The sequence below is a fragment of the Alkalibacterium subtropicum genome (assembly GCF_900112455.1).
Taxonomy (GTDB): domain Bacteria; phylum Bacillota; class Bacilli; order Lactobacillales; family Carnobacteriaceae_A; genus Alkalibacterium; species Alkalibacterium subtropicum.
The window spans coordinates 258,335-279,438 of sequence record NZ_FOLT01000001.1; the positions used below are offsets into that span (position 1 = coordinate 258,335).

Below are 21,104 nucleotides of genomic sequence, written 5' to 3' on the forward strand. Positions count from 1 at the left end.
TTTTTCTTGCACTCTAAAAACAAAAGTGGTATTATTCAAAAGTACTTATTAACAAAGGAATAATAAGCTTTAAAATAATATTGGTATATACGGGGAGAGATTATGATGAATGAAATAACTAGAGAGAAAATCGTTGCAGACGTTAAAAAGGAGAATGTCCGTTTTTTAAGACTGATGTTCACAGATATCCTTGGGATCATTAAAAATGTTGAAGTGCCGGTTAGTCAGATCGAGAAAGTACTGGATGGAAAAATGATGTTTGATGGATCCTCGATCGAAGGATTTGTCCGTATCCATGAATCAGATATGTATTTGAAACCGGATCTGGAAACCTGGCTTGTTTTTCCATGGGAAGTTGAAACAACAAAGAGTGGTCGAGTGGCACGATTGATCTGCGATATTGTAAATCCGGATGGTTCACCTTTCTCTGGTGACCCGCGCACAAACCTGAAGAGAATGATGAAGGAAGCCAAAGAAATGGGCTTTACTTCATTCAATCTCGGACCGGAACCTGAATTCTTCTTGTTCAAACTGAATGAAAATCATGAAATCACTGAAAACCTGAACGATCGAGGCGGCTATTTCGATCTGGCACCTACCGATTTAGCTGAAAACTGTCGTCGTGATATCGTGCTGGAACTGGAAGATTTAGGCTTTGAAATCGAAGCGAGTCATCATGAAGTCGCACCTGGCCAGCATGAGATCGACTGGAAGTATGCCGATGCGGTGGAGGCTTGTGATAATATCCAGACGTTCAAACTGATCGTCAAGACTGTCGCCCGTAAGTATGGTCTGCACGCGACCTTCATGGCGAAGCCTTTATTCGGTATCAACGGATCAGGGATGCACTGTAATATGTCATTGTTTAAAGGGGAGAAGAACGCATTTTATGATGAATCGGATGAAAGAGAGCTGAGCGACACAGCCTATCAATTTCTGGCGGGCCTGCTGCATCACGCACCGGCATATACAGCGATAACTAATCCAACGGTTAACTCATATAAGCGGCTTGTACCCGGTTATGAAGCACCTGTATATATCGCCTGGTCTGGAAGTAACCGTACACCGATGATCAGGATTCCGGCTTCAAGAGGTTTGTCTACAAGGCTGGAAGTACGTTCCGTCGATCCGACAGCTAATCCGTATCTGGCATTGGCAGTTATGCTGAAAGCAGGGCTTGATGGGGTGAAGAACGAATGGATGCCGCCAGAAGAAACCTGTGATAACATTTATGAAATGAATGACTATGAACTGGAAGAACATGGTATCAGGTCTCTGCCTACGAGTTTATATAGTGCCTTAAAAGTGCTGGAAAATGATGAGACTATCCAGTCAGCATTAGGCAATCACATTTACAAAAACTTTTACCAGTCAAAAATGGTGGAGTGGGATGCTTATAAAGCGTCTATCAGTCAATGGGAGAAAGACAACTATCTGCATTTATATTAAATAAAACTAAAAAACATGATCCTTTTTCTAGAGGATCATGTTTTTTAATTGCTAAGACCCGCTCTTAAGGATTACAATACAAAATATAATGATTAATTTTGGGGTGGTAGAATGAAACTATATACTGGTAGAGGAGACTACGGCAATACGAATCTGATAGGTGGTCAAACGGTCAAAAAAACAGATGAAAGAGTGGAGGCTTATGGCAGCATTGATGAACTGAATGCTCACGTTGGCATGCTTGCAAGTCTGGTCAATGACGAATGGTCCGAGTCCATGAATCATCATAAAGCATTCCTGAATCGTATTCAGCATAATCTGTTCGATATCGGCAGCATCCTCGCGGATAAAGGAAACAAGATGGGGATGGTGCTTGATCTTTCGGAAATCAAGGCTATCGAGCAGGAAATCGATGAACTGACAGAACACGTCAGTGAAATCAAGTATTTTATCTTACCGGGAGGAGCAAAGCAGTCCTCTCAGGCCCATGTTGCACGAACAGTGACACGCCGGGTAGAACGAACAGTTTTGAGGTTGAATGAAGAAGAACCTGTGGCGGAGCCTACCTTGATTTACCTTAACCGTTTGTCCGATTACTTTTTCGTATTAGCCAGATATCTGAATAAGCTTGCTGAAAAAGAAGAAGTGTATTACACAAAAACCGGGGAAGTCTTCCACAATGATGAACGTCCAAAAAAGAAAGACGAAAAGTAGTTAAACACAGGTTCGGATAAAAATCCGAAACCTGTGTTTAATTAGATAGAATGAGTAAACTCGACTAATAAGCGCTGCTTTCACATCAGATGTATATAAACAGAAAAGAGAGGATGAGATAAAAGTCTCATCCTCTCTTTTCTGTTATGATCAATGACGTTCTGGGAGGGATTCGAACCCCCGACCGTTCGCTTAGAAGGCGAATGCTCTATCCAGCTGAGCTACCAGAACAATTTTACCAACAGAATTTATTATATAGTGATTTTTTGAAAAAGTCAATAAGAATTTTTTGATCGTAAAAAAGTACTGTAAAGTCAGAATGTGAATCTATCGGCTCAAAAATGTTATATTATTCCAATCAGACCTGTTTTTCGCTATAATATGGAGGACTAGATAATTAAAGGAGAATGAGAAATGGATTGGTTTATTACTTTGCATCCGGTACTGCAGGCCTTGCTGGCCACAATATTTACCTGGGCAGTTACAGCACTTGGTGCATCTTTAGTCTTTTTAAAGAAAGACATGAACAAAAACACGTTGACTGCTATGCTTGGTTTTGCGGCCGGCGTCATGATTGCGGCCAGTTTCTGGTCACTGCTTGCTCCGGCCATTGAGCTGGCTGAAGCGACAGACGTTCCCGGCTGGATCCCGGCTGTTGTTGGATTCTTAGCGGGAGGTGTTTTTCTGTTCATCACAGATAAACTGCTGCCCCATCTGCATCCGAGTCTGAATGGTGACAATGGAAAAAAAGAAGGGATCGAAACAGATTTGCGTCGCAGTGTCCTTCTCGTTTTAGCTATCACCCTGCACAATATACCTGAAGGACTTGCCGTAGGGGTAGCATTTGGTGCTGCTGCTGCCGGGTTTCCGGCTTCTACGGTGGCCAGTGCTATTGCTCTGGCAGTAGGTATCGGTTTGCAGAACTTCCCAGAAGGCGCCTCGGTATCGCTTCCTTTACGCAGAGAAGGGTTCAGCCGTTTTAAAGCCTTTGCATACGGCCAGGCATCAGGGATCGTTGAACCGTTTGCCGGCGTCATGGGTGCGGCTCTGGTTTTGTCGATGCGTCCGCTCCTGCCGTATGCCTTATCGTTTGCCGCAGGCGCTATGATTTATGTTGTGGTTGAAGAACTGATTCCCGAAGCAAAAGTTGAACGGCATAATGATATCGGGACAATAGGGGCAATGATCGGTTTTACAGTCATGATGTTTCTAGACGTCGCTTTAGGCTGATAAACGGCTGCTTCAGTTGTTATAGTTGGTGACCGCTCATCAACTCTGTTAAAATTATAGTGAAGAACAGCAATTCATAGGAGGAATCAGAATGAAATTTTTAAAGGCTCAGCAGCAGATAGGCAATATGGTGTCGGATGTTGAAAGATTCATTCAAGAAGGAACTTACTCAAAGGATGAGCTGGTACTTATCTGTACAGAGGAACATCGATCGAACTGCGAAGCGATGGTCGAGATCGATGTGGAAACGGTCAACACAGATAACTTGGATACGGAGAATGCTCATCCGCTTGGAAAATATCATCTGGAAGAGAAAGACCTGACTGTATACGATGATATGATTGCCAGAGGCGGTTTTATCCTTTTAGCTAAAGATGCCTCTGCACCTTCACACCGGAATAACAAGAACTCTATGCTGAAGAGGAATCAGTCAGAGGAGACGGACGATTCCCATACAAAAGAAATAAAGAATACCTCTGATGGATCAGACATGTCTTCACCCGAAGATGTCACACCACCCGGATTTGGCGTGGATTTCAATCCAGCTCAGTCCGATGCCGAGACGCATGAAGACGTTTTTAACCCTGAAGATCCGGATCCTGATCATCACCGAAGATAAGCAAACTAGGGACTGCGTGCAGATTTTTCAAGTATGCAGTCTCTTTACTTTTTTACATTGAAATAAAGCGGAAAATTAGATATACTAGAAGTTGTAAGTACGAGAGTTACCCAAGTCCGGCTGAAGGGGACGGACTCGAAATCCGTTAGGCGGCTTTGTGCTGTGCGAGGGTTCGAATCCCTCACTCTCGGTATACAGTTGAAAGGAATGATGATATGGCTAAGAGAGACTGGTTTACGATACCGAATCTTCTATCTTATTTCAGGCTTATCCTCATTCCTTTTTTCGTTTATTATTATGTCATTGCGGAAACGCAGGCGGATTATATGCTGGCGACAGGGATCCTGCTGCTTTCAGGTATTACAGATGCGGCAGATGGTTTCATTGCCAGGAAATTCAATCAGGGCACAAAAATCGGACAGCTGCTTGATCCAATAGCAGATAAGCTGACACAGATCGCGGTCGTCAGCGTATTGATGCTGAAGTGGCGGGTCTTCATTTTTCTGTTCAGTTTATTCCTGATCAAAGAAACGTATATGACTGTTCAGAACATTCGATTATATCGGAAAAGTAAAAGACTTGACGGGGCAGAATGGTATGGGAAGATCGCTACCATCGTCTTTTATCTGACGATGTTTATTGCCGTCTTTTTCCCTAATTTATCAGATGTGACCGTGACATCGTTAGTTGTTCTTGCCAGTGCCTATCAGCTGCTTGCTTTTTTCTACTATGCCAGACTCTTTAATCATATGCATAAAGAATAAAAGGATCTGATAGTTATTTTTATCACCTCTCATTTATGGTAAAATAAAATGTGCTGATCCTCTGATAAGTGGAGCCAGTAACAGAACGGTTTAAAAATTTGTCAACATACAAAGGTGATAAAAAGATGACTATGAATCAAGATGAACTGAAAGCACTAACGATACTCTTAAAAGCATCTTCGAGCGTTGAGAAAGTTGTCAAAAGAGACATGTCTTCTTACGGGCTCAATGCGACAGAATTTACGGTGCTGGAACTCCTTTACAGTAAAGGAAGACAACCCATACAGAGAATCGGTCAGCAGGTCCTGCTTGCTTCAAGCAGCATCACTTATGTGATCGATCGTCTGGAAGAAAAGACATTTGTCAAGCGCGTCGCTGATGAAAGCGATAGACGGGTCACCTTCTGTGAACTAACTGCTGAAGGGGAACAGCTGATGAAGGAGATCTTTCCCAAACATGCAGACAAAATCGCTGAGATTTTTGAGTCCTGCACTACCGAAGAGGTTCTTGCCTTACAGTCTATACTGAAAAAAATAGGATATAAAGCGGCTGACTTATTGAAGTAAGTATCAGTCGCTTTTTCTTTTTTTGCGCATTTTCGATCCCGGACATGGGTTTAGTCGATAAACCCTTTTTTTTATGGTATAATGATTAAAGGTATATAAAAACTTTATGAAAGAATTGAGGGATGAAAGTGGCAAAAGTCGAAATAACCGCTGAAGTTCAAGAACTAGTGGAAACAGAACTTCGAAAAGGCGCCAGCAATTCCCGTATTGCTAATCTACTGGATTTGCCTTACAAAGAAGCAGTTGAAATCATAGATACGATCAAAGAGAATCTCCGACCAGATGTGGGGGATGAGATCATCTTTACTTTCCGGGAAGAACCGATGGAAGGTAAGATCGAAAAACTGTTGACGAACAGTGCGATAGTAAAGATCAACTGGACACATTCAGCTGAACGTATGCATGATTTGGTTGAAGAAAAGACGGTTGTTAATTTTAAAGATATCGAAGGATTCAAGAGTCAGATCAACGAAGAAGAACCAGAAGAATAAACCTTGCGATAAGCCATTACAGTGATGGCTTATTTTTTTGGAATCTTTTCTTGACAGGAGGTAAAATCTAAGTTAGTATTTTGAATGTCAAATAGTTTGATGTTCAAACAATATTTGAGACTTAAGATTTGGAGGGGTTGATGTGGATCAACGAATAGACGAAGTCAATGGATACTTAGTATCTATTTTCAATGATGTCCTTATGATCGAAGAACGAACATTACAAATGAGTCAATTCAAAGATGTCTCAATCAAAGAAATGCATACGATAGATGCGATCGGCATGTACCAGGAGCATACCACAAGTGAAGTCGCAAAAAAACTCGGGGTCACCGTGGGGACCTTGACTGTTTCTGTCAACAACTTGGTAAGAAAAGGGTACGTTAATCGGGTGAGAAGTGAAACAGACCGCCGAGTCGTTCAACTGGCTTTGACTAAGCGAGGGCGGCTGCTTTATCGGCTGCATGATAAATTCCATCGTGACATGGTCAAAGAAACGATCAATGAGATGGGTGAAAAAGAATCTGAAGTACTCATGCACGGGTTAAAAAATCTACATGGGTTCTTGGAGCGTACAAAGGAGCAGTTACCAGACTAATGAAAACCTTTGGAGTGACGATCCACTCAACAGGCAGATATGTTCCTGACAATGAGGTCTATAACGAGACACTGACTCATTGGATGGAGACGTCTGATGAATGGATCAGAAAAAGAACCGGAATCAGAAAAAGACACCTTTCAAAAGGAGAGGATACGAGCGATTTATGTATCCGCGCCAGTCAGGCTGCTCTTGCAAATCAAAAAGTAGATGCCAGTCAGATCGGTCTCGTCATCGTGGCAACCATGACACCTGACAGTCAGTCGCCGTCTGTTGCGAGTAAAGTCCAGGCAGCCATTAAAGCGGAGAATGCGGTCGCCTTTGACTTGAGTGCCGCCTGTTCAGGCTTTATATACGGTCTGTCTGCAGCAGAAAAAATGCTGCGACATATGGCCTGTCCCTATGCACTAGTGATCGGCGGAGAAGTCATGTCAAAAACACTGAATTGGAGCGATCGTAAAACATCGGTCCTGTTCGGAGACGGTGCAGGAGCTGTCCTTTTAAAAAGAGAAGTGGGTACAGAGGCTTTCATTGCTGAAGATCTACATACAGACGGTGAAAAAGGGAGTGCCCTGGTCTCAGGGGAACAGGAAGTGGCCAATCCCGTCTGTGCAAGAGATGATAAAAACGGCTATCTGACGATGGACGGCCGGGCTATTTTCAATTTTGTGACCAAATCGATTCCTAAAAGTATCACGCAAGCAGTGGAAAAAGGATCGACTGACCTTGAAGAAGTGGATTTTTTCCTGCTTCATCAAGCTAATGCAAGGATCATAGAAATCGTTGCAAAAAAATTAGGAAGACCACTGTCTAAATTTCCGATGAATATCGAAAATTACGGCAACACCTCTGCTGCCAGTTTACCTATCCTGCTGGACGAATCGATTGAAAACGGGACGATCAGACTGGGCAGCGGACAAAAAATCGTGTTAAGCGCGTTCGGCGGGGGATTGACCTGGGGAACGCTGTTAATAAAAATATAAAAATCAAACAACATAAATGGAGGAAATTAAAATGACAACATTCGAACAAATACAGGAAATCATCGTGGACCAGTTAGACAAAGAAGAAAGCGAAGTACAATTGGATACAAACTTCAGAGATGAACTTGAAGCAGACAGCCTGGACCTATTCCAGATCATCAACGATATCGAAGATGAATTCGACATCAAAATCGAATCTGAAGAAGGTTTGAACACTGTTAAAGATCTCGTTGAATACGTCGAAAAACAACAAGAAGCTTAATAATTCTGGAAGGAGCTCCTAGATGACTCAATCATTAATAGAACAGATAGGGATCGATTATCCTATCATACAAGGAGCCATGTCATGGGTAGCCACACCGAGTCTTGCAGCAGCCGTCTCGAATGCCGGTGGTTTAGGTATGCTGGGTTCAGGTCATGAGCCGAGTGAAGTGATACGAAAAGCAATCAAAGAAACGAAGGAAATGACAGATAAGCCTTTTGGCGTCAATGTCCTGCTCTTGTCTCCCTACGTGGATGATGTGGTGGATGTCGTGTGTGAGGAAAATATAAAAGTCGTCACTACAGGCGCTGGCACACCAGGTAAATACATGAAACGGTTCAAAGAAGCCGGAGTCACCGTTATTCCAGTCGTTGCTTCTGTCGCCTTAGCCCGCCGTATGGAAAAAGAAGGTGCGGATGCCATTATCTGTGAAGGAATGGAAGCCGGCGGTCATATCGGTAAACTGACAACCATGACTCTGGTTCCCCAAGTGGTCGATGCTGTAGATATTCCGGTCATCGTAGCTGGCGGAATCGCAGATGGACGCGGAATGGCAGCAGCGATGTTTCTTGGAGCTGCAGCCGTCCAGTTAGGCACCCGGTTTGTTGTGGCACATGAAAGTATCGCACATGATACATTCAAGCAGCGTATCATCAAAGCACGTGACATCGATACGGTCGTTACCGGACAGATCACCGGACATCCAGTCAGGGTTTTAAGGAATAAACTGACTAGAGAATACCTGAAAGTTGAAAAGGAAATGTCGAGTGATGAACATCCTGACTTCTCACGTCTGGAAGCATTAGCTAAAGGGGCATTGAGGAAAGCGGTGGTAGAAGGTGACAAGCACGGCGGATCCTTTATGGCCGGTCAAATTGCCGGACTAGTGAACAAAGAACAGAGCTGTCATGACATCATTCAGGAACTGATGAGTGAATATGATGAACTGGTCAGCCATCCGAAAATTTTTTAAGTTAATACTTTGATATTCAAACTAATTAGAAATGAGCTCATCAGCATGAATTTGACTAACAGAACAGGAGCGATAGCTTGAAAACAGCATTTTTATTCAGCGGACAAGGTGCACAATACAATGAGATGGGGAAAGACTTCTATGAGGAGTACAGTGAAGTCAGAGAAATCTTTGATTCAGCAAGTAAACAGCTGGATACGGACTTAGCTGAAATATGCTTCAACAGTGATGCCCGACTTAGTGAAACACCTTATACACAGCCGGCTATATTGACTGTCAGCTATGCGATCGAACATATCCTGAAAAAGTCTCTGGACATCATGCCGGATGCTGTCGCGGGATTGAGTTTAGGGGAGTATACCGCACTTGTATCATCGGGCGCTTTAAGTTTCGAAGAAGCGGTGCTGCTGGTGCACCAGCGCGGATCCTTGATGGAGAAAGCTGTCCCGACTGGAGAAGGGGCAATGGCCGCCATCCTTGGTCTCGAAGCTGAGACGCTGATTAAGATATGTGACGAAGTATCGAAAGAGTCCTATGTGGCCATCGCCAACTTCAATACACCAGACCAGCTGGTAATATCCGGCAAGGCTAAAGGTGTCAAGAAAGCCATGGCAAAAGCAGTGGATAGTGGCGCGAAAAGAGCCATCCCACTTAATGTGAGCGGACCTTTTCATACTGAACTTTTGGAACCGGCAGGACGGGCATTTAAAAAAAGTCTCGAAAAAGTCGATTTTAAAGCATTCACTGTCCCTGTGTATTCCAATGTGACGGCAGATCTTTATCCGGATACTGAAGCGATCAGTCCCCTTCTAACCCGACAGATCTCATCACCGGTGAAGTTCGAACAGATGGTCAGCCAGATGATTTCTGATGGGGTAACGACCTTTATCGAAGTGGGACCGGGGAAAACGCTGCGTTCATTTGTTAAAAGCATCGATAAAAGCGTAACAGTCAAGAACATAGAAAAAGTCAAACAAATAGAGACGATCAGAAAAGTAATACAGTCTTAAAGGAGTCGAGTATGGACAATAAAAAAGTTGTCATTGTAACAGGGAGTTCAAGAGGCATAGGCAAGGCGATCGCGTCCTCGTTTTTAAAACAGGGACATACGGTCATCGTCAATGGTCGCAGCGAATTCAGCGCTGAACTGATGGACTATTTTAACGGTCTCGGCGGCAAGGTCCATCCGATCGTCGGTGACATCAGCGACGAGTCGTTTGTCAAACAGATGATCAAAGAAACGAAAAAGACATTCAAGAGAATCGATGTCCTTGTGAATAATGCCGGACGCACCAAAGACAATCTGCTTATCCGCATGACAGAAGAGGATTTTGATTCTACGCTGACCGTCAACCTGAAAGGGACCTTCTTTACCGCAAGAGAAGCGGCAAAAATCATGCTGAAACAGCGTTCAGGACATATCATCAATATTTCAAGTGTTGTCGGTACAGTCGGCAATGTCGGCCAGGCGAATTATGCAGCAAGTAAGGCGGGGGTCATCGGCTTCACTAAATCTATTGCAAAAGAACTCGCCCCACGCGGCGTCGTGGCCAATGCGATCGCACCTGGATTTATCGAATCGGACATGACTGAAAGCTTAACAGATGATGTCAAGGAACAGGCTTTACAGTCCATCCCACTTAAACGATTGGGTGAAGCAGAAGAAGTTGCGGATTTAGTGAACTTTTTAAGCGACCAGAAATACATCACCGGTCAAGTTTTGCATGTTGACGGTGGAATGGTCATGAACGGTTAAATCTAGGAGGATATAAATGGAAAGAGTTGTCGTTACTGGGCTAGGGGCTATTACGCCACTAGGAAACTCAGCTGAAGAATTTTGGACAGGATTAAAGACAGGCAGAAACGGTATTGTGCCATTGACTAAATTTGACGGGGAAGCGATCAATGTCAGTGTCGGCGGTGAAGTGAAAGACTTTGTGGCCAAGGAATTAATGGACAGAAAACTGGCCAAACGTATGGATCCCTTTTCACAGTATGGCGTCGCAGCGGCCCTTGAAGCCATGAGAGATAGTGGATTGAACGAGTATGCCTTTGATGCTGACCGCTTAGGTGTCATCGTCGGATCAGGTATCGGTGGCCTGCAGGCTATGCAGAGTCAGATCATTAAAATGCATAAAAAGGGACTGGATAGAGTTGAACCTCTTTTTGTGCCTAAAGCCATCGGAAACATGGTCGCCGGAAACATTTCTATAGCAACAGGTGCCAAAGGGCCTAATTTATCTATCGTGACGGCATGTGCTTCAGGGAATAACTCCATTGGAGAAGCTTTCAGACAGATCAAACACGGTTATGCAGATTATATGCTGGCCGGCGGATCCGAGGCGAGCATGAACGAGATCGGCATGTCAGGATTTGCCGCATTGAACGCCTTATCGACAAGCAATGATCCTGATGCCGCATCAATGCCATTTGATAAAAATCGTCATGGATTCGTTATGGGAGAAGGCGCAGGGGTCATCGTCCTTGAAAGTCTGACATCTGCCAAAGAGCGGGGAGCGCATATTTATGCCGAGATCGTCGGCTATGGTGCCACTGGAGACAGTTTCCATATGACTGCACCGACACCAGACGGCGAAGGAGCCGCCAAAGCGATGAAGCTGGCAATGAAAGAAGCTGGAATCGATCCAGAAGATGTCGGCTACATCAATGCTCACGGCACATCCACACCGGCTAATGATTCTGCAGAAACGAGTGCGATCAAGTTAGCTCTTGGAGAAGCAGCATCCAAAGCGGTAGCTGTATCCAGTACGAAAAGCATGACGGGTCACTTGCTGGGTGGAGCAGGTGCAATAGAGGCTATTGCCACTGTGATGTCTCTGCAGGAAAGCATCTTGCCTCCAACTATCAATACAAAAGAACTGGATGAAAACTGTGATCTGGATTACATTCTTGGCGAAGCCCGTGAAAAAGATTATCAGTTTGCCTTAAACAACTCTCTTGGTTTTGGCGGACACAACGCTGTGACCTGCTTTAAAAAATGGAGTGACGCTGAATGAATAACGAAGAAATCAAAGAACTGATCCATCTGATCGATCAGTCGAGCCTGACGCATTTTGAATTTGAGAATGCATCGGCCTCATTGACGCTCAGCAAGCGTGAATCCGGATCTGACAGTCAGAAAATCGAATCATCCAGATCCGATGATCAGTCTGCATTCACTAAACCAGAAAGCCCTAAGCAGCAATCAAATAGAGTGGAAGTAGAAGCTGATTCAGTTGATGCAGTGAATGCGGAAGACGAACACTTTCATCTGATCAACTCACCGATCGTCGGTACGAGTTACCGGTCCAGTTCACCGGACTCTCCACCTTTTATCAAAGTTGGGGATACCGTTGAAGAAGGACAGACTATTCTGATCATAGAAGCCATGAAAGTGATGAACGAGATCAAAAGTGATGTCCAGGGGACGGTAGAAGAAATACTTGTCGAAGACGGACAGGCGATCGAATTTGATCAGACCCTCGTAAAAATCAAAGCGAAGTAAAAAGGAGAATATAATGACAACAATGAATATTGCGGAGATTCAGGAACTGATCCCGAATCGTTATCCCATCTATTATATCGACAAAGTGACAGAACTGATCCCTGGAGAACATGTGACGGCAATTAAAAATGTCACGATCAACGAAGAATTTTTCCAAGGCCATTTCCCTGGAGAACCTGTCATGCCGGGCGTATTGATCGTAGAAAGTTTGGCTCAAGCCGGATCGATCCCTTTGCTGAAACTGGATCGGTTCAAATCTCAGACAGCTTATCTGGGCGGACTGAACAAAGTCAAGTTTAGAAAAAAAGTACAGCCGGGTGATGTCCTGGAACTGAAAGTGGACATCGTTAAGCTGAAAGACTATGCTGGTATTGGAAAAGGCGTGGCATACGTGGACGGCAAGAAAGTATGTGAAGCAGAACTGACATTCATTATCGGAAGATGATCTATTAGACGCTTAAAAATGTATAAGGAAGGTATGTGCATGTTTCAAAAAATACTTATAGCCAATCGAGGAGAAATCGCTGTCCGGATCATTCGGGCATGTCAGGAACTAAATATAAAAACGGTGGCTGTATACTCAACGGCGGATAAGGATGCTCTTCATATGCAGCTGGCAGATGAAGCAGTATGCATAGGCCCTTCTAAAGCAAACGAATCCTACTTGAATATACATAATATTCTAAGTGCAGCGGTTTTGACTGGCGCCGAAGCGATCCATCCGGGATTTGGTTTTCTTTCGGAGAACAGTACGTTTGCGGCCATGTGTGAAGAGGTCAACGTGGCGTTCATCGGTCCAAAAAAAGAAGTCATCGATCAGATGGGCAACAAATCCAACGCTCGGGATATGATGAAAAAAGCGGATGTACCGGTCGTTCCGGGAAGCGACCATGCAATCACCGATTTTAAAGATGTCAAGGCAATGGTCGATGAAATCGGGATGCCTGTCATTATCAAAGCTGTGGCTGGAGGCGGCGGGAAAGGGATGCGTATGGTCTTTGATGAAAAAGATCTTGAAGCAAAGTTCCTCCAGGCTCAGTCAGAATCGAAAGCGGCCTTTGATGATGACCGAATGTATGTCGAACGAATCATCACACCAGCGAAACATATCGAAGTACAGATATTAGCTGATCACTATGGTCATGTCATCCACCTCGGCGAACGTGACTGTTCTCTACAGCGTAATCACCAGAAAATACTGGAAGAAGCACCAAGTCCGACGTTATCTGAAGAAACCCGCGAGCGAATCTGTCAGAGTGCTGTAGAAGCAGCTGTAACAGTGGGGTATGAAAATGCCGGAACAATCGAATTCCTTGTGGATACGGATGAAAATTTTTATTTTATGGAAATGAACACCCGGATTCAAGTAGAACATCCAATCACTGAGATGATCACGGCTGTAGATATCGTGAAAGAGCAGATCAGGATCGCATCCGGCGAACGTCTTTCCATCTCACAAGAAGATGTGACGTTAACGGGACATGCGATAGAATGCCGGATCAACGCTGAAAATCCATTGTTCAATTTCGCGCCGTCGCCAGGCAGTATAGACTTTCTGAACATCCCCTCTGGCGGCTTAGGTCTGCGTGTGGATACAGCAATGTTTGCCGGATCTGTGATCCCGCCGCATTATGATGCGATGGTAGCCAAAGTCATCACCCACGGAAACACAAGGGATGAAGCAGTCAATAAGATGAACCGCGCCCTGAATGAAATGGTGATCGAAGGGATCCAGACAAATCTGGATTTTCATATCGATCTGCTTCGTGATGAGCACTTTAGAGACGGTCGATACACCACGGATACACTTTCAGGAGTCATTATTCCCGACTGGCTGAAACGCAAGGAGGCTAATGGATGAGGTTATTCAAGAAGCGGCCTTATATATCCCTGCAGAAGACTGAGGCACAGAATGGTCCGCAGGTGCCGGATGGGATGTTTGAAAAATGCCCAAACTGTCAGAAGCCGATTTACGTTAAATCCTTAGGTAAAGCGCGACGGTGCCCGAATTGTCAGTATACTTTCCGGATCAGTGCACAGGAAAGACTAGCCATTACCGTGGACACTTATTCATTCAATGAATGGGATGAAGAAGTCACGACAGACAATCCGCTTGAGTTCCCGGACTATGAAAATAAAATAGTCAAGACCCAGATCAGAACGGGTCTGCGTGAAGCAGTCATGACGGGAGAAGCGCGTATAGGTGGACATGAAACGGCTATCGGTATCATGGATTCACATTTCATAATGGGAAGCATGGGGCAGGCTGTCGGTGAGAAAATCACCCGCTTGTTTGAACGAGCGGCTGAAAAAGATCTGCCGGTCGTGCTTTTTACTGCTTCAGGCGGCGCCCGCATGCAGGAAGGGATATTCTCACTGATGCAGATGGCCAAGACAAGTGCAGCGATAAAACGCTTCTCTGACAAAGGGCTGTTTTACCTGACAATACTTACTGATCCGACCACGGGCGGTGTGACCGCGAGCTTCGCCATGGAGGGCGATATTATTCTGGCTGAACCAGGCGCCCTTGTGGGATTTGCCGGCAAGCGTGTCATCGAACAGACAATCAAAGCTTCTTTGCCGGATGATTTTCAACTGGCAGAAACCGTTATGAAAAACGGGTTTATCGATCAGATCATCGAAAGAGAAAAACTTAAGCAAGTCATCGCCGAGCTTATCGCTATGCATACCTACCCAAAAGAAAAAGAAGGTGATCTTGATGAGTAAGGCAATGGACATCGTCAATCAGGCACGTAAAACGGACCGGCTCAGCATGAAGGATATAACGACTGGATTAGTTGAAGGCTTTATTGAACTGCATGGTGACCGACTCTATAAAGATGATGAAGCGATCATCGGCGGTATTGGCAGGATCAACGGCATGCCAGTCACGGTCATCGGAAATGAGAAAGGGAAGGACGTCAATGAAAGTGTCAGACGTAATTTCGGTTCTCCGCATCCCGAAGGATACCGCAAGTCTTTGAGGCTGATGAAGCAGGCCGAAAAATTCGATCGTCCCATCGTAAACTTCATCAATACATCCGGTGCTTACTGTGGCGTTGAAGCTGAAGAACGGGGGCAGGGCGAAGCCATTGCCCACAACCTTTTTGAAATGAGCAGCCTGAGCGTTCCAGTCCTCTCTATCATCATGGGAGAAGGCGGCAGTGGCGGGGCACTCGCTTTAGCCCTGGCAGATGAAGTGTGGATGATGGAATTTTCTATCTATTCCATCCTATCTCCGGAAGGATTTGCTTCTATCCTGTGGAAAGATGCCAAACGATCATCTGAAGCAGCGGGTTTGATGAAGCTGACGTCTTATGATTTAAAAGAACTCGGGATCGTTGAAAAAGTCATCAATGAAAAAAACAAAAATCAGTGGATCGATAAGCAACTGCTGATGAAACAGATAAAAAATGATATCACAGAAAAACTGAATGACCTTAAAGCACTGCCAGTAGAGGAATTACTTGAAAACAGATACCAGAGGTTCAGACACTTCTAAGCAATGGGAAAGCATCCTCCTGTTGCTTTTTTTCGTCTCTTCAAGAATAAGGTATGATACACTAGTGAAGAGGTGAGAGATAACATGGGAGAACAGATAGAATTTCCGAAAAATTTCAATATGTACATGTCACAAGTCATGGAGCACTTAAGGCAGGGAAGTGTTGTAGAGGCTATTGACTTTATGAAAAAAGCCTACACTATTGAAGACGAAGACAGCTTGAATGTCCTGCTGGTTTCATCCCTTTTACAGGCGGGAGAGTATAAAGAAGCACTTCAGTTTGCCGATGAGAAGAAGAGGTTTTATACTTCGGATGAAAAAAGACTGCTTATTTATGTTGAGGTGCTGCTGGAAAACAACCAGATCCTTCAGGCTGAGAAACATATAAAAAACAAGCTGAAGAGTCAGGCAGCCAAGTATACCGATTCCTGGGATCGCCTGGACAGCCAGCTTACTGAAATAAAAAAGGTACAGGAAGATAACAAGCGCAAAGAAGAAGAAAGCATAGTTAGACAGCTTTATTCCTTAGCGTCGCTGAATACACTTGAACAGTTTGCTGCGATGAAAGGTCTCTATACTTTGCCTAATGACAGACTGAAACAGCTCGCTCCCCAACTGCTGGTCAATCCTTATGTTCATCCGCTAGTCAGGGCGACGCTGTTTTCTCTGCTGGCAGAAAGAGAGGTGGATGGCACATACCAGTATCTCTGGTTCGATAAGATCAAAGATGTAAAACCTAAAGACACATTACCTGTAGAGCAAAATCCGACAGGTAAACTGTTAGCCGATGAACTGGATGACCGTCTGTTTCAAAATCCGTCGCTCTATCAGCTGGCGAAAAATGAAGTCGATACGCTCCTGCTCATGCTGTATCCGTTTGAGGATAAAGTCATCATACCTGGTGAAGAAAAAGCTTGGCTCAGTTCTATACTCATGACGATCGATCCGACTTTTGAAGCAGGAAAAAGGAAAGAAAATGAAAAATTCGGGCATATCTTACGCTGGGTCGAAAAAATCCACAGTGAATTGCTTAGATTTGAGTAACGACAGTTTACATCTGTGCTTAAATATTGTATGATATGTAAGTATGTTTAATTAATATGTTTAATAAAACGATCGTATCTGGAAGAGGTTTTCTCTGGATACATCCTTTTATAACGTTTAAAATAAAAACAATGTCGGAGGTTAATAGTAATGGAAACAAATTTTGAAAAAACCGGGCCAACTACTGGTCGTTTAGAATTTACAATTGATCAGGAAACTGTGAAAAACGGGTTGGACAAGACCTTTAAAAAAGTTCAGAAAAACCTTAATGTGCCTGGGTTCCGTAAAGGACGGGTCCCGCGCCGTATCTTCAATCAAATGTATGGTGAAGCAGCTTTATACGAAGACACATTAAATGATCTTCTGCCTGCTGCCTATTCTAAAGCTATCGATGAAGTTGACGCAGAACCAGTGGCTCAGCCAAACATCGATATCAAATCAGTAGGTAAAAACCAGGACTGGGAACTCGTTGCTGAATTGACACTGAAACCTGATGTTGAATTAGGTCAGTACAAAGACCTGGATGTTGTCAAACAAGACAGAGAAGTAACAGAAGAAGAAGTTGAAGAAAGCATCGAAAGACGTCGTCAAGGCATGGCAGAACTTGTCATCAAAGAAGACGCTGCAGAAGAAGGCGACACAGTCGTCATCGACTACGAAGGCTTTAAAGGCGAAGAAGCATTTGAAGGCGGCAAAGGTGAGAACCATTCACTAGAGCTGGGGTCAAATTCTTTCATTCCCGGATTTGAAGAGCAGTTAGTCGGCGTTAAAGCCGGCGACGAAAAAGAAGTCAATTTGACATTCCCTGAAGAGTATCATTCAGATGAATTAGCTGGACAGGAAGCTACTTTCAAAGTCAAAGTACATGAAGTCAAATCTAAAGAACTGCCTGACTTAGATGATGAATTCGTTAAAGACCTTGATGAAGATGTTGAAACTGTGGACGAGTTAAGAGAGAAAGTCCGCAAAGAGCTCAAAGAGCGTAAAGAAACAGCCGCCAATGATGCGCGCGACGATGAAGCAATCAGAAAAGCTGTAGAAAACGCAAAAATCGAAGAAATCCCACATGAAATGGCTCACGAAGAAGTGCACCGTCAAATGGAAATGTTCCTGAACAACCTGAAACAGCAAGGTATATCAGCTGATATGTACTACCAGATGACAGGCTCTACTGAAGCTGACCTGCACAAGCAGTTCGAAGGCGAAGCTGAATTCAACGTTCGCACAAACTTAGTGCTGGAAGCAATCGTTGAAGAAGAAAACCTTGAAGCAACAGACGAAGACATGGAAAAAGAAATTTCTGAATTAGCTGAACAATATAATATGGACGTTGAGCAAGTACGCAATGTTCTTTCTCCACAACTTTTAAATAGAGACATTTCATTGAAAAAAGCCATTGATTTAATTACATCAACAGCTAATGAAACTTTAGAATCTAAAGAAGATTCTGACTCTGAATAATTTTTTAAATAAAATGGGGGATGCTGATAAAGCATTCCCGTTTTTCTTAATAAGAACGAAAAATCAAGGAATAAACTGGAAACGAGGTGACCAAAACAATGTTTGATGATGAAGAACAAAACGGCAATATTTCATGTTCTTTTTGCGGAAAATCACAAGACCAAGTGAAGAAAATCGTCGCTGGTCCCGGAGTGTATATCTGTAATGAGTGTGTGGATCTCTGCCAGGAAATCATGGAAGAAGAGTTCAGTAAGCAATCGTTTGAAGGCGACATGACTGTACCCAAGCCATTCGAAATCAGAGAGATTTTAAATGAGTACATTATTGGTCAGGAGTCTGCCAAGAAAACGTTATCTGTAGCGGTATATAATCATTACAAGCGTATCAACAGCATGGTTGAAGCGGAGGATGATGACATCGAACTGCAGAAAAGCAATATTTGTCTGATCGGTCCAACTGGGTCCGGTAAGACCTATCTGGCTCAGACACTTGCACGTTTATTGAATGTGCCGTTTGCTATCGCAGATGCGACGAACCTGACGGAAGCTGGTTATGTCGGTGAAGATGTCGAAAATATCCTGCTGAAACTCCTGCAGTCTGCCGATTATGATGTGGAAAGAGCCCAGCACGGAATTATTTATGTGGATGAGATCGATAAAATAGCCCGTAAATCAGAAAACGTCTCGATCACACGTGACGTAAGTGGTGAAGGGGTCCAACAGGCGCTCTTGAAGATTTTAGAAGGCACGACAGCCAGCGTTCCTCCTCAAGGCGGACGTAAGCACCCGCATCAGGAACTGATCCAGATCGATACGACGAATATCCTGTTTATCGTCGGCGGCGCTTTTGACGGGATCGAAACGATCGTTAAAAACCGTTTAGGTGATAAAGTCATCGGTTTCGGAGCTTCAACTCAACGTAAGGACGCTGAAGATAAAGGCAGCATCATGCAGCAGATCATTCCAGAGGATCTCCTGAAATATGGACTGATCCCAGAGTTTATCGGCCGTCTGCCGATCACTGCTGTTCTTGATAAACTTGATGAAGACGATTTAGTTGAAATCCTGACTAAACCGAAGAATTCTCTCGTCAAGCAGTACAAGAAACTGCTTAAAATCGATGATGTCGAGTTGGAATTTGAAGAAGATGCCCTGCGCAGCATAGGCAGAAAAGCTATCGAACGAGACACCGGTGCACGTGGACTACGTTCCATCATAGAGAGCATCATGATGGATATCATGTTTGAAGTACCGAGCCGATCAGAAATCAAGAAAGTCCGCATTACAGAAGAAACAGTCGAAACGAAGAAACACCCTGTTTTCTATAACGAAGACGGAGAAATGGTCAGTTAAGTGACTAGCCTAGAATGAAAAATCCCTGCTTTTCCGATCTAACCGGAGAAGCAGGGATTTTTCATGGCTCAGCTGTAAAAATAGGATAAATCACTGGCTATGGTCGGGTACGCAAAGACAATATCCGACAGCTCGTCAGTTTTCACTTTTTTATTGATAAGTATACTGAAGTAGTTGATCAATTCATCTGCTTCGCTGTTCAGGCAGGTCGCTCCCACTAGCTGACCAGATCCGTTGTCCGTGATGATCTTGGCTTTGGATACTGGTTCGTTTTTCCGCTTGTAACTGAACCAGCTGGACGCATCGATTTCAGAAAGCTCATACTTGTTATCATCAGCTTGTGCCTCTGCCACCGTTACACCGACCTGAGCGAGCTTAGGGCTCGTAAAGACGATGGTGGGGATATTGGGGTAACTGAGTGGTTCATTCAGTCTGCCTGCTAAGAGCGAGACGATATAGCTCGCCTCCAGGCTTGAAACTGGGGTCAGTTTAGGCTGTTTTTTAGACAGCACATCGCCTAATGCATACATAGCAGCGTTACTTGTCTGAAGGTAGTCGTTTACCTTGATCCCTTTATCATCATAGTCGACTCCGGCTTTTTCCAAGTTCAGTTTATCGATGCTCGCTACCCGACCAGTCGTCCCAAAGACCAGGTCTGTGCGGAGTGAAAAGTTGTTGTCCCCGGTCAGCAGATACCCGTCCGCATCTTTACTGATCTCAGTAACATTAGTATCTAAATGGAAGGTGATGCCTTTGTCTTCCAGCTGATCCATAACTTCTTTCACAAAAGTCTGATCATACTCTTTAAGCGGCGTGGAGTTATACTGGATGACATGTACTTTTGCGCCGGCTGCAGAAGCGATTGCCGCAAATTCAAAGGCAATATAACCGGCGCCAATAAATGTGATGGTTTCCGGCATGTCAGGCAAAGACAGAAAGTCATCACTCGTGAGGAAATGTTCGTTTCCCGGTATATCCAAAATAAACGGATGCGCGCCTGTTGCAATAATGAAACGTTCAGCTTCCAGTACGTCTTCATTGACCTTGAGAGACGTTTCGTTTATGAATGAGGCCGTTCCCATATAGACATCTGCGCCGGCAGACTTCAGACTTTCTTTACTCTGTTCAGGTACAGGATCCGTGAACGTCTTTTTGAACGCCATCAGATCCGGCCAGTCGACTGAAGGTGCATCAGTGATTCCTTTTCCTTTCATCTGTGCCGCCATGGTCTGAGCCTCTACTGCAGAAACGAGCACCTTTTTCGGGTCACAGCCGCGATTTGGACACGTTCCTCCCCAAAGATCGTTTTCAATGACCGCTACCTTTTTTTGAGCAGAGGCGAGACCGGAAGCGGCGGCTTTACCAGCTACGCCACTGCCGATTACAACGATATCATATGTCTTTTTCACCTTATCATCTCCTTGATTGTAGTTGAATGAAGGGGCTCCATGAAAAGCTAGGTTAGTCTAAAAAGCGTCCGATGCACTGACCGGATAGTAAGTTGTGTCTAGTCTAGTGTCTTATATGAGTGACCTTTGTACAGAGACCTGATATGAAAAAGACACGAACTGTCATCATTTGATAAGGGAGA

Annotated in this window: 23 protein-coding genes and 2 tRNA genes; 23 read left to right on the top strand and 2 right to left on the bottom strand. The window is 44.2% G+C overall.

Annotated elements, in window-relative coordinates; all coding sequences use genetic code 11:
• Nucleotides 1-99 precede the first annotated feature (99 nt).
• Together glnA and BM049_RS01260 are read left to right on the top strand one after the other, a co-directional pair.
• Nucleotides 100-1,449, top strand: a complete 1,350-nt coding sequence (glnA, locus tag BM049_RS01255; protein ID WP_218147175.1) for a type I glutamate--ammonia ligase — start codon at nt 100-102, stop codon at nt 1,447-1,449.
• A 111-nt stretch (nt 1,450-1,560) separates the two neighbouring features.
• The gene (locus BM049_RS01260; protein WP_091528015.1) at nt 1,561-2,163 is read left to right on the top strand and encodes a cob(I)yrinic acid a,c-diamide adenosyltransferase; all 603 of its coding nucleotides are present in this window, start codon (nt 1,561-1,563) and stop codon (nt 2,161-2,163) included.
• A gap of 157 nt (nt 2,164-2,320) precedes the next feature.
• Here BM049_RS01260 and BM049_RS01265 read toward each other — a convergent pair.
• Nucleotides 2,321-2,394: transfer RNA gene (locus BM049_RS01265), tRNA-Arg, on the bottom strand.
• Nucleotides 2,395-2,577: 183 nt separating this feature from the next.
• Between BM049_RS01265 and BM049_RS01270 the strand changes: the two genes are divergently transcribed.
• From BM049_RS01270 to clpX, 21 genes are all read left to right on the top strand, one after another.
• Nucleotides 2,578-3,393, top strand: coding sequence for a ZIP family metal transporter (locus BM049_RS01270; protein WP_091528017.1), 816 nt, complete (start codon nt 2,578-2,580; stop codon nt 3,391-3,393).
• Between the two features lie 91 nt (nt 3,394-3,484).
• Entirely contained in the window at nt 3,485-4,012 is a 528-nt protein-coding gene (locus BM049_RS01275; protein WP_091528019.1) for a hypothetical protein, read from the top strand.
• 100 nt (nt 4,013-4,112) lie between these two features.
• A tRNA-Ser gene (locus tag BM049_RS01280) sits at nt 4,113-4,203 on the top strand.
• A 24-nt stretch (nt 4,204-4,227) separates the two neighbouring features.
• Nucleotides 4,228-4,776: a CDP-alcohol phosphatidyltransferase family protein gene (locus BM049_RS01285; RefSeq protein ID WP_091528020.1), complete on the top strand. Its 549-nt coding sequence runs from the start codon at nt 4,228-4,230 to the stop codon at nt 4,774-4,776.
• A gap of 125 nt (nt 4,777-4,901) precedes the next feature.
• A complete protein-coding gene (locus BM049_RS01290; RefSeq protein WP_218147169.1) occupies nt 4,902-5,342 on the top strand; it encodes a MarR family winged helix-turn-helix transcriptional regulator in 441 nt (146 codons plus the stop codon).
• 122 nt (nt 5,343-5,464) lie between these two features.
• Nucleotides 5,465-5,833 (top strand): DUF2187 domain-containing protein, encoded by a 369-nt coding sequence (locus tag BM049_RS01295; protein ID WP_091528022.1) that lies wholly within the window; start codon nt 5,465-5,467, stop codon nt 5,831-5,833.
• Between the two features lie 142 nt (nt 5,834-5,975).
• Nucleotides 5,976-6,431, top strand: coding sequence for a fatty acid biosynthesis transcriptional regulator FabT (gene fabT, locus BM049_RS01300; RefSeq protein WP_177188545.1), 456 nt, complete (start codon nt 5,976-5,978; stop codon nt 6,429-6,431).
• Nucleotides 6,431-7,414 (top strand): beta-ketoacyl-ACP synthase III, encoded by a 984-nt coding sequence (locus tag BM049_RS01305; RefSeq protein ID WP_091528024.1) that lies wholly within the window; start codon nt 6,431-6,433, stop codon nt 7,412-7,414. The genes fabT and BM049_RS01305 overlap by 1 nt, the downstream gene beginning before the upstream one ends.
• 31 nt (nt 7,415-7,445) lie before the next feature.
• Nucleotides 7,446-7,676 (top strand): acyl carrier protein, encoded by a 231-nt coding sequence (locus BM049_RS01310; protein WP_091528026.1) that lies wholly within the window; start codon nt 7,446-7,448, stop codon nt 7,674-7,676.
• Between the two features lie 22 nt (nt 7,677-7,698).
• A complete protein-coding gene (fabK, locus tag BM049_RS01315) occupies nt 7,699-8,649 on the top strand; it encodes an enoyl-[acyl-carrier-protein] reductase FabK (protein ID WP_091528027.1) in 951 nt (316 codons plus the stop codon).
• A gap of 77 nt (nt 8,650-8,726) precedes the next feature.
• Complete coding sequence (gene fabD, locus BM049_RS01320) at nt 8,727-9,659, top strand: ACP S-malonyltransferase (RefSeq protein WP_091528029.1); 933 nt, start codon at nt 8,727-8,729, stop codon at nt 9,657-9,659.
• Nucleotides 9,660-9,670: 11 nt separating this feature from the next.
• Nucleotides 9,671-10,405: a 3-oxoacyl-[acyl-carrier-protein] reductase gene (gene fabG, locus BM049_RS01325; protein ID WP_091528030.1), complete on the top strand. Its 735-nt coding sequence runs from the start codon at nt 9,671-9,673 to the stop codon at nt 10,403-10,405.
• 16 nt (nt 10,406-10,421) lie between these two features.
• Entirely contained in the window at nt 10,422-11,666 is a 1,245-nt protein-coding gene (fabF, locus tag BM049_RS01330) for a beta-ketoacyl-ACP synthase II (RefSeq protein WP_091528031.1), read from the top strand.
• Entirely contained in the window at nt 11,663-12,154 is a 492-nt protein-coding gene (gene accB, locus BM049_RS01335; protein ID WP_091528033.1) for an acetyl-CoA carboxylase biotin carboxyl carrier protein, read from the top strand. Before fabF ends, accB begins: the two co-directional genes overlap by 4 nt.
• Nucleotides 12,155-12,176: 22 nt before the next feature.
• The gene (gene fabZ, locus BM049_RS01340) at nt 12,177-12,599 is read left to right on the top strand and encodes a 3-hydroxyacyl-ACP dehydratase FabZ (protein ID WP_177188553.1); all 423 of its coding nucleotides are present in this window, start codon (nt 12,177-12,179) and stop codon (nt 12,597-12,599) included.
• A gap of 39 nt (nt 12,600-12,638) precedes the next feature.
• On the top strand, nt 12,639-14,015 hold the full coding sequence (gene accC / locus BM049_RS01345; RefSeq protein ID WP_091528037.1) for an acetyl-CoA carboxylase biotin carboxylase subunit: 1,377 nt from the start codon (nt 12,639-12,641) through the stop codon (nt 14,013-14,015).
• Nucleotides 14,012-14,881, top strand: coding sequence for an acetyl-CoA carboxylase, carboxyltransferase subunit beta (gene accD, locus BM049_RS01350; protein WP_091528038.1), 870 nt, complete (start codon nt 14,012-14,014; stop codon nt 14,879-14,881). Before accC ends, accD begins: the two co-directional genes overlap by 4 nt.
• Complete coding sequence (locus BM049_RS01355) at nt 14,871-15,656, top strand: acetyl-CoA carboxylase carboxyltransferase subunit alpha (RefSeq protein WP_245751809.1); 786 nt, start codon at nt 14,871-14,873, stop codon at nt 15,654-15,656. The genes accD and BM049_RS01355 overlap by 11 nt, the downstream gene beginning before the upstream one ends.
• Before the next feature lie 84 nt (nt 15,657-15,740).
• Nucleotides 15,741-16,700, top strand: coding sequence for a hypothetical protein (locus BM049_RS01360; RefSeq protein WP_091528041.1), 960 nt, complete (start codon nt 15,741-15,743; stop codon nt 16,698-16,700).
• Nucleotides 16,701-16,850: 150 nt separating this feature from the next.
• Complete coding sequence (gene tig, locus BM049_RS01365; RefSeq protein ID WP_091528043.1) at nt 16,851-18,161, top strand: trigger factor; 1,311 nt, start codon at nt 16,851-16,853, stop codon at nt 18,159-18,161.
• 98 nt (nt 18,162-18,259) lie between these two features.
• Complete coding sequence (clpX, locus tag BM049_RS01370; RefSeq protein ID WP_091528044.1) at nt 18,260-19,513, top strand: ATP-dependent Clp protease ATP-binding subunit ClpX; 1,254 nt, start codon at nt 18,260-18,262, stop codon at nt 19,511-19,513.
• A gap of 68 nt (nt 19,514-19,581) precedes the next feature.
• Here clpX and BM049_RS01375 read toward each other — a convergent pair whose 3' ends face one another.
• The gene (locus BM049_RS01375) at nt 19,582-20,922 is read right to left on the bottom strand and encodes a dihydrolipoyl dehydrogenase family protein (RefSeq protein ID WP_091528046.1); all 1,341 of its coding nucleotides are present in this window, start codon (nt 20,920-20,922) and stop codon (nt 19,582-19,584) included.
• Nucleotides 20,923-21,104: the final 182 nt, after the last annotated feature.

Bases quoted from the DNA above. Each gene is read 5' to 3' on its own strand.
- BM049_RS01260 (WP_091528015.1), top strand. From the start codon at position 1,561: ATGAAACTATATACTGGTAGAGGAGACTACGGCAATACGAATCTGATA.
- BM049_RS01270 (WP_091528017.1), top strand. From the start codon at position 2,578: ATGGATTGGTTTATTACTTTGCATCCGGTACTGCAGGCCTTGCTGGCC.
- BM049_RS01275 (WP_091528019.1), top strand. From the start codon at position 3,485: ATGAAATTTTTAAAGGCTCAGCAGCAGATAGGCAATATGGTGTCGGAT.
- BM049_RS01285 (WP_091528020.1), top strand. From the start codon at position 4,228: ATGGCTAAGAGAGACTGGTTTACGATACCGAATCTTCTATCTTATTTC.
- BM049_RS01290 (WP_218147169.1), top strand. From the start codon at position 4,902: ATGACTATGAATCAAGATGAACTGAAAGCACTAACGATACTCTTAAAA.
- BM049_RS01295 (WP_091528022.1), top strand. From the start codon at position 5,465: ATGAAAGTGGCAAAAGTCGAAATAACCGCTGAAGTTCAAGAACTAGTG.
- BM049_RS01305 (WP_091528024.1), top strand. From the start codon at position 6,431: ATGAAAACCTTTGGAGTGACGATCCACTCAACAGGCAGATATGTTCCT.
- BM049_RS01310 (WP_091528026.1), top strand. From the start codon at position 7,446: ATGACAACATTCGAACAAATACAGGAAATCATCGTGGACCAGTTAGAC.
- fabK (WP_091528027.1), top strand. From the start codon at position 7,699: ATGACTCAATCATTAATAGAACAGATAGGGATCGATTATCCTATCATA.
- fabG (WP_091528030.1), top strand. From the start codon at position 9,671: ATGGACAATAAAAAAGTTGTCATTGTAACAGGGAGTTCAAGAGGCATA.
- fabF (WP_091528031.1), top strand. From the start codon at position 10,422: ATGGAAAGAGTTGTCGTTACTGGGCTAGGGGCTATTACGCCACTAGGA.
- accB (WP_091528033.1), top strand. From the start codon at position 11,663: ATGAATAACGAAGAAATCAAAGAACTGATCCATCTGATCGATCAGTCG.
- fabZ (WP_177188553.1), top strand. From the start codon at position 12,177: ATGAATATTGCGGAGATTCAGGAACTGATCCCGAATCGTTATCCCATC.
- accC (WP_091528037.1), top strand. From the start codon at position 12,639: ATGTTTCAAAAAATACTTATAGCCAATCGAGGAGAAATCGCTGTCCGG.
- accD (WP_091528038.1), top strand. From the start codon at position 14,012: ATGAGGTTATTCAAGAAGCGGCCTTATATATCCCTGCAGAAGACTGAG.
- BM049_RS01360 (WP_091528041.1), top strand. From the start codon at position 15,741: ATGGGAGAACAGATAGAATTTCCGAAAAATTTCAATATGTACATGTCA.
- tig (WP_091528043.1), top strand. From the start codon at position 16,851: ATGGAAACAAATTTTGAAAAAACCGGGCCAACTACTGGTCGTTTAGAA.
- clpX (WP_091528044.1), top strand. From the start codon at position 18,260: ATGTTTGATGATGAAGAACAAAACGGCAATATTTCATGTTCTTTTTGC.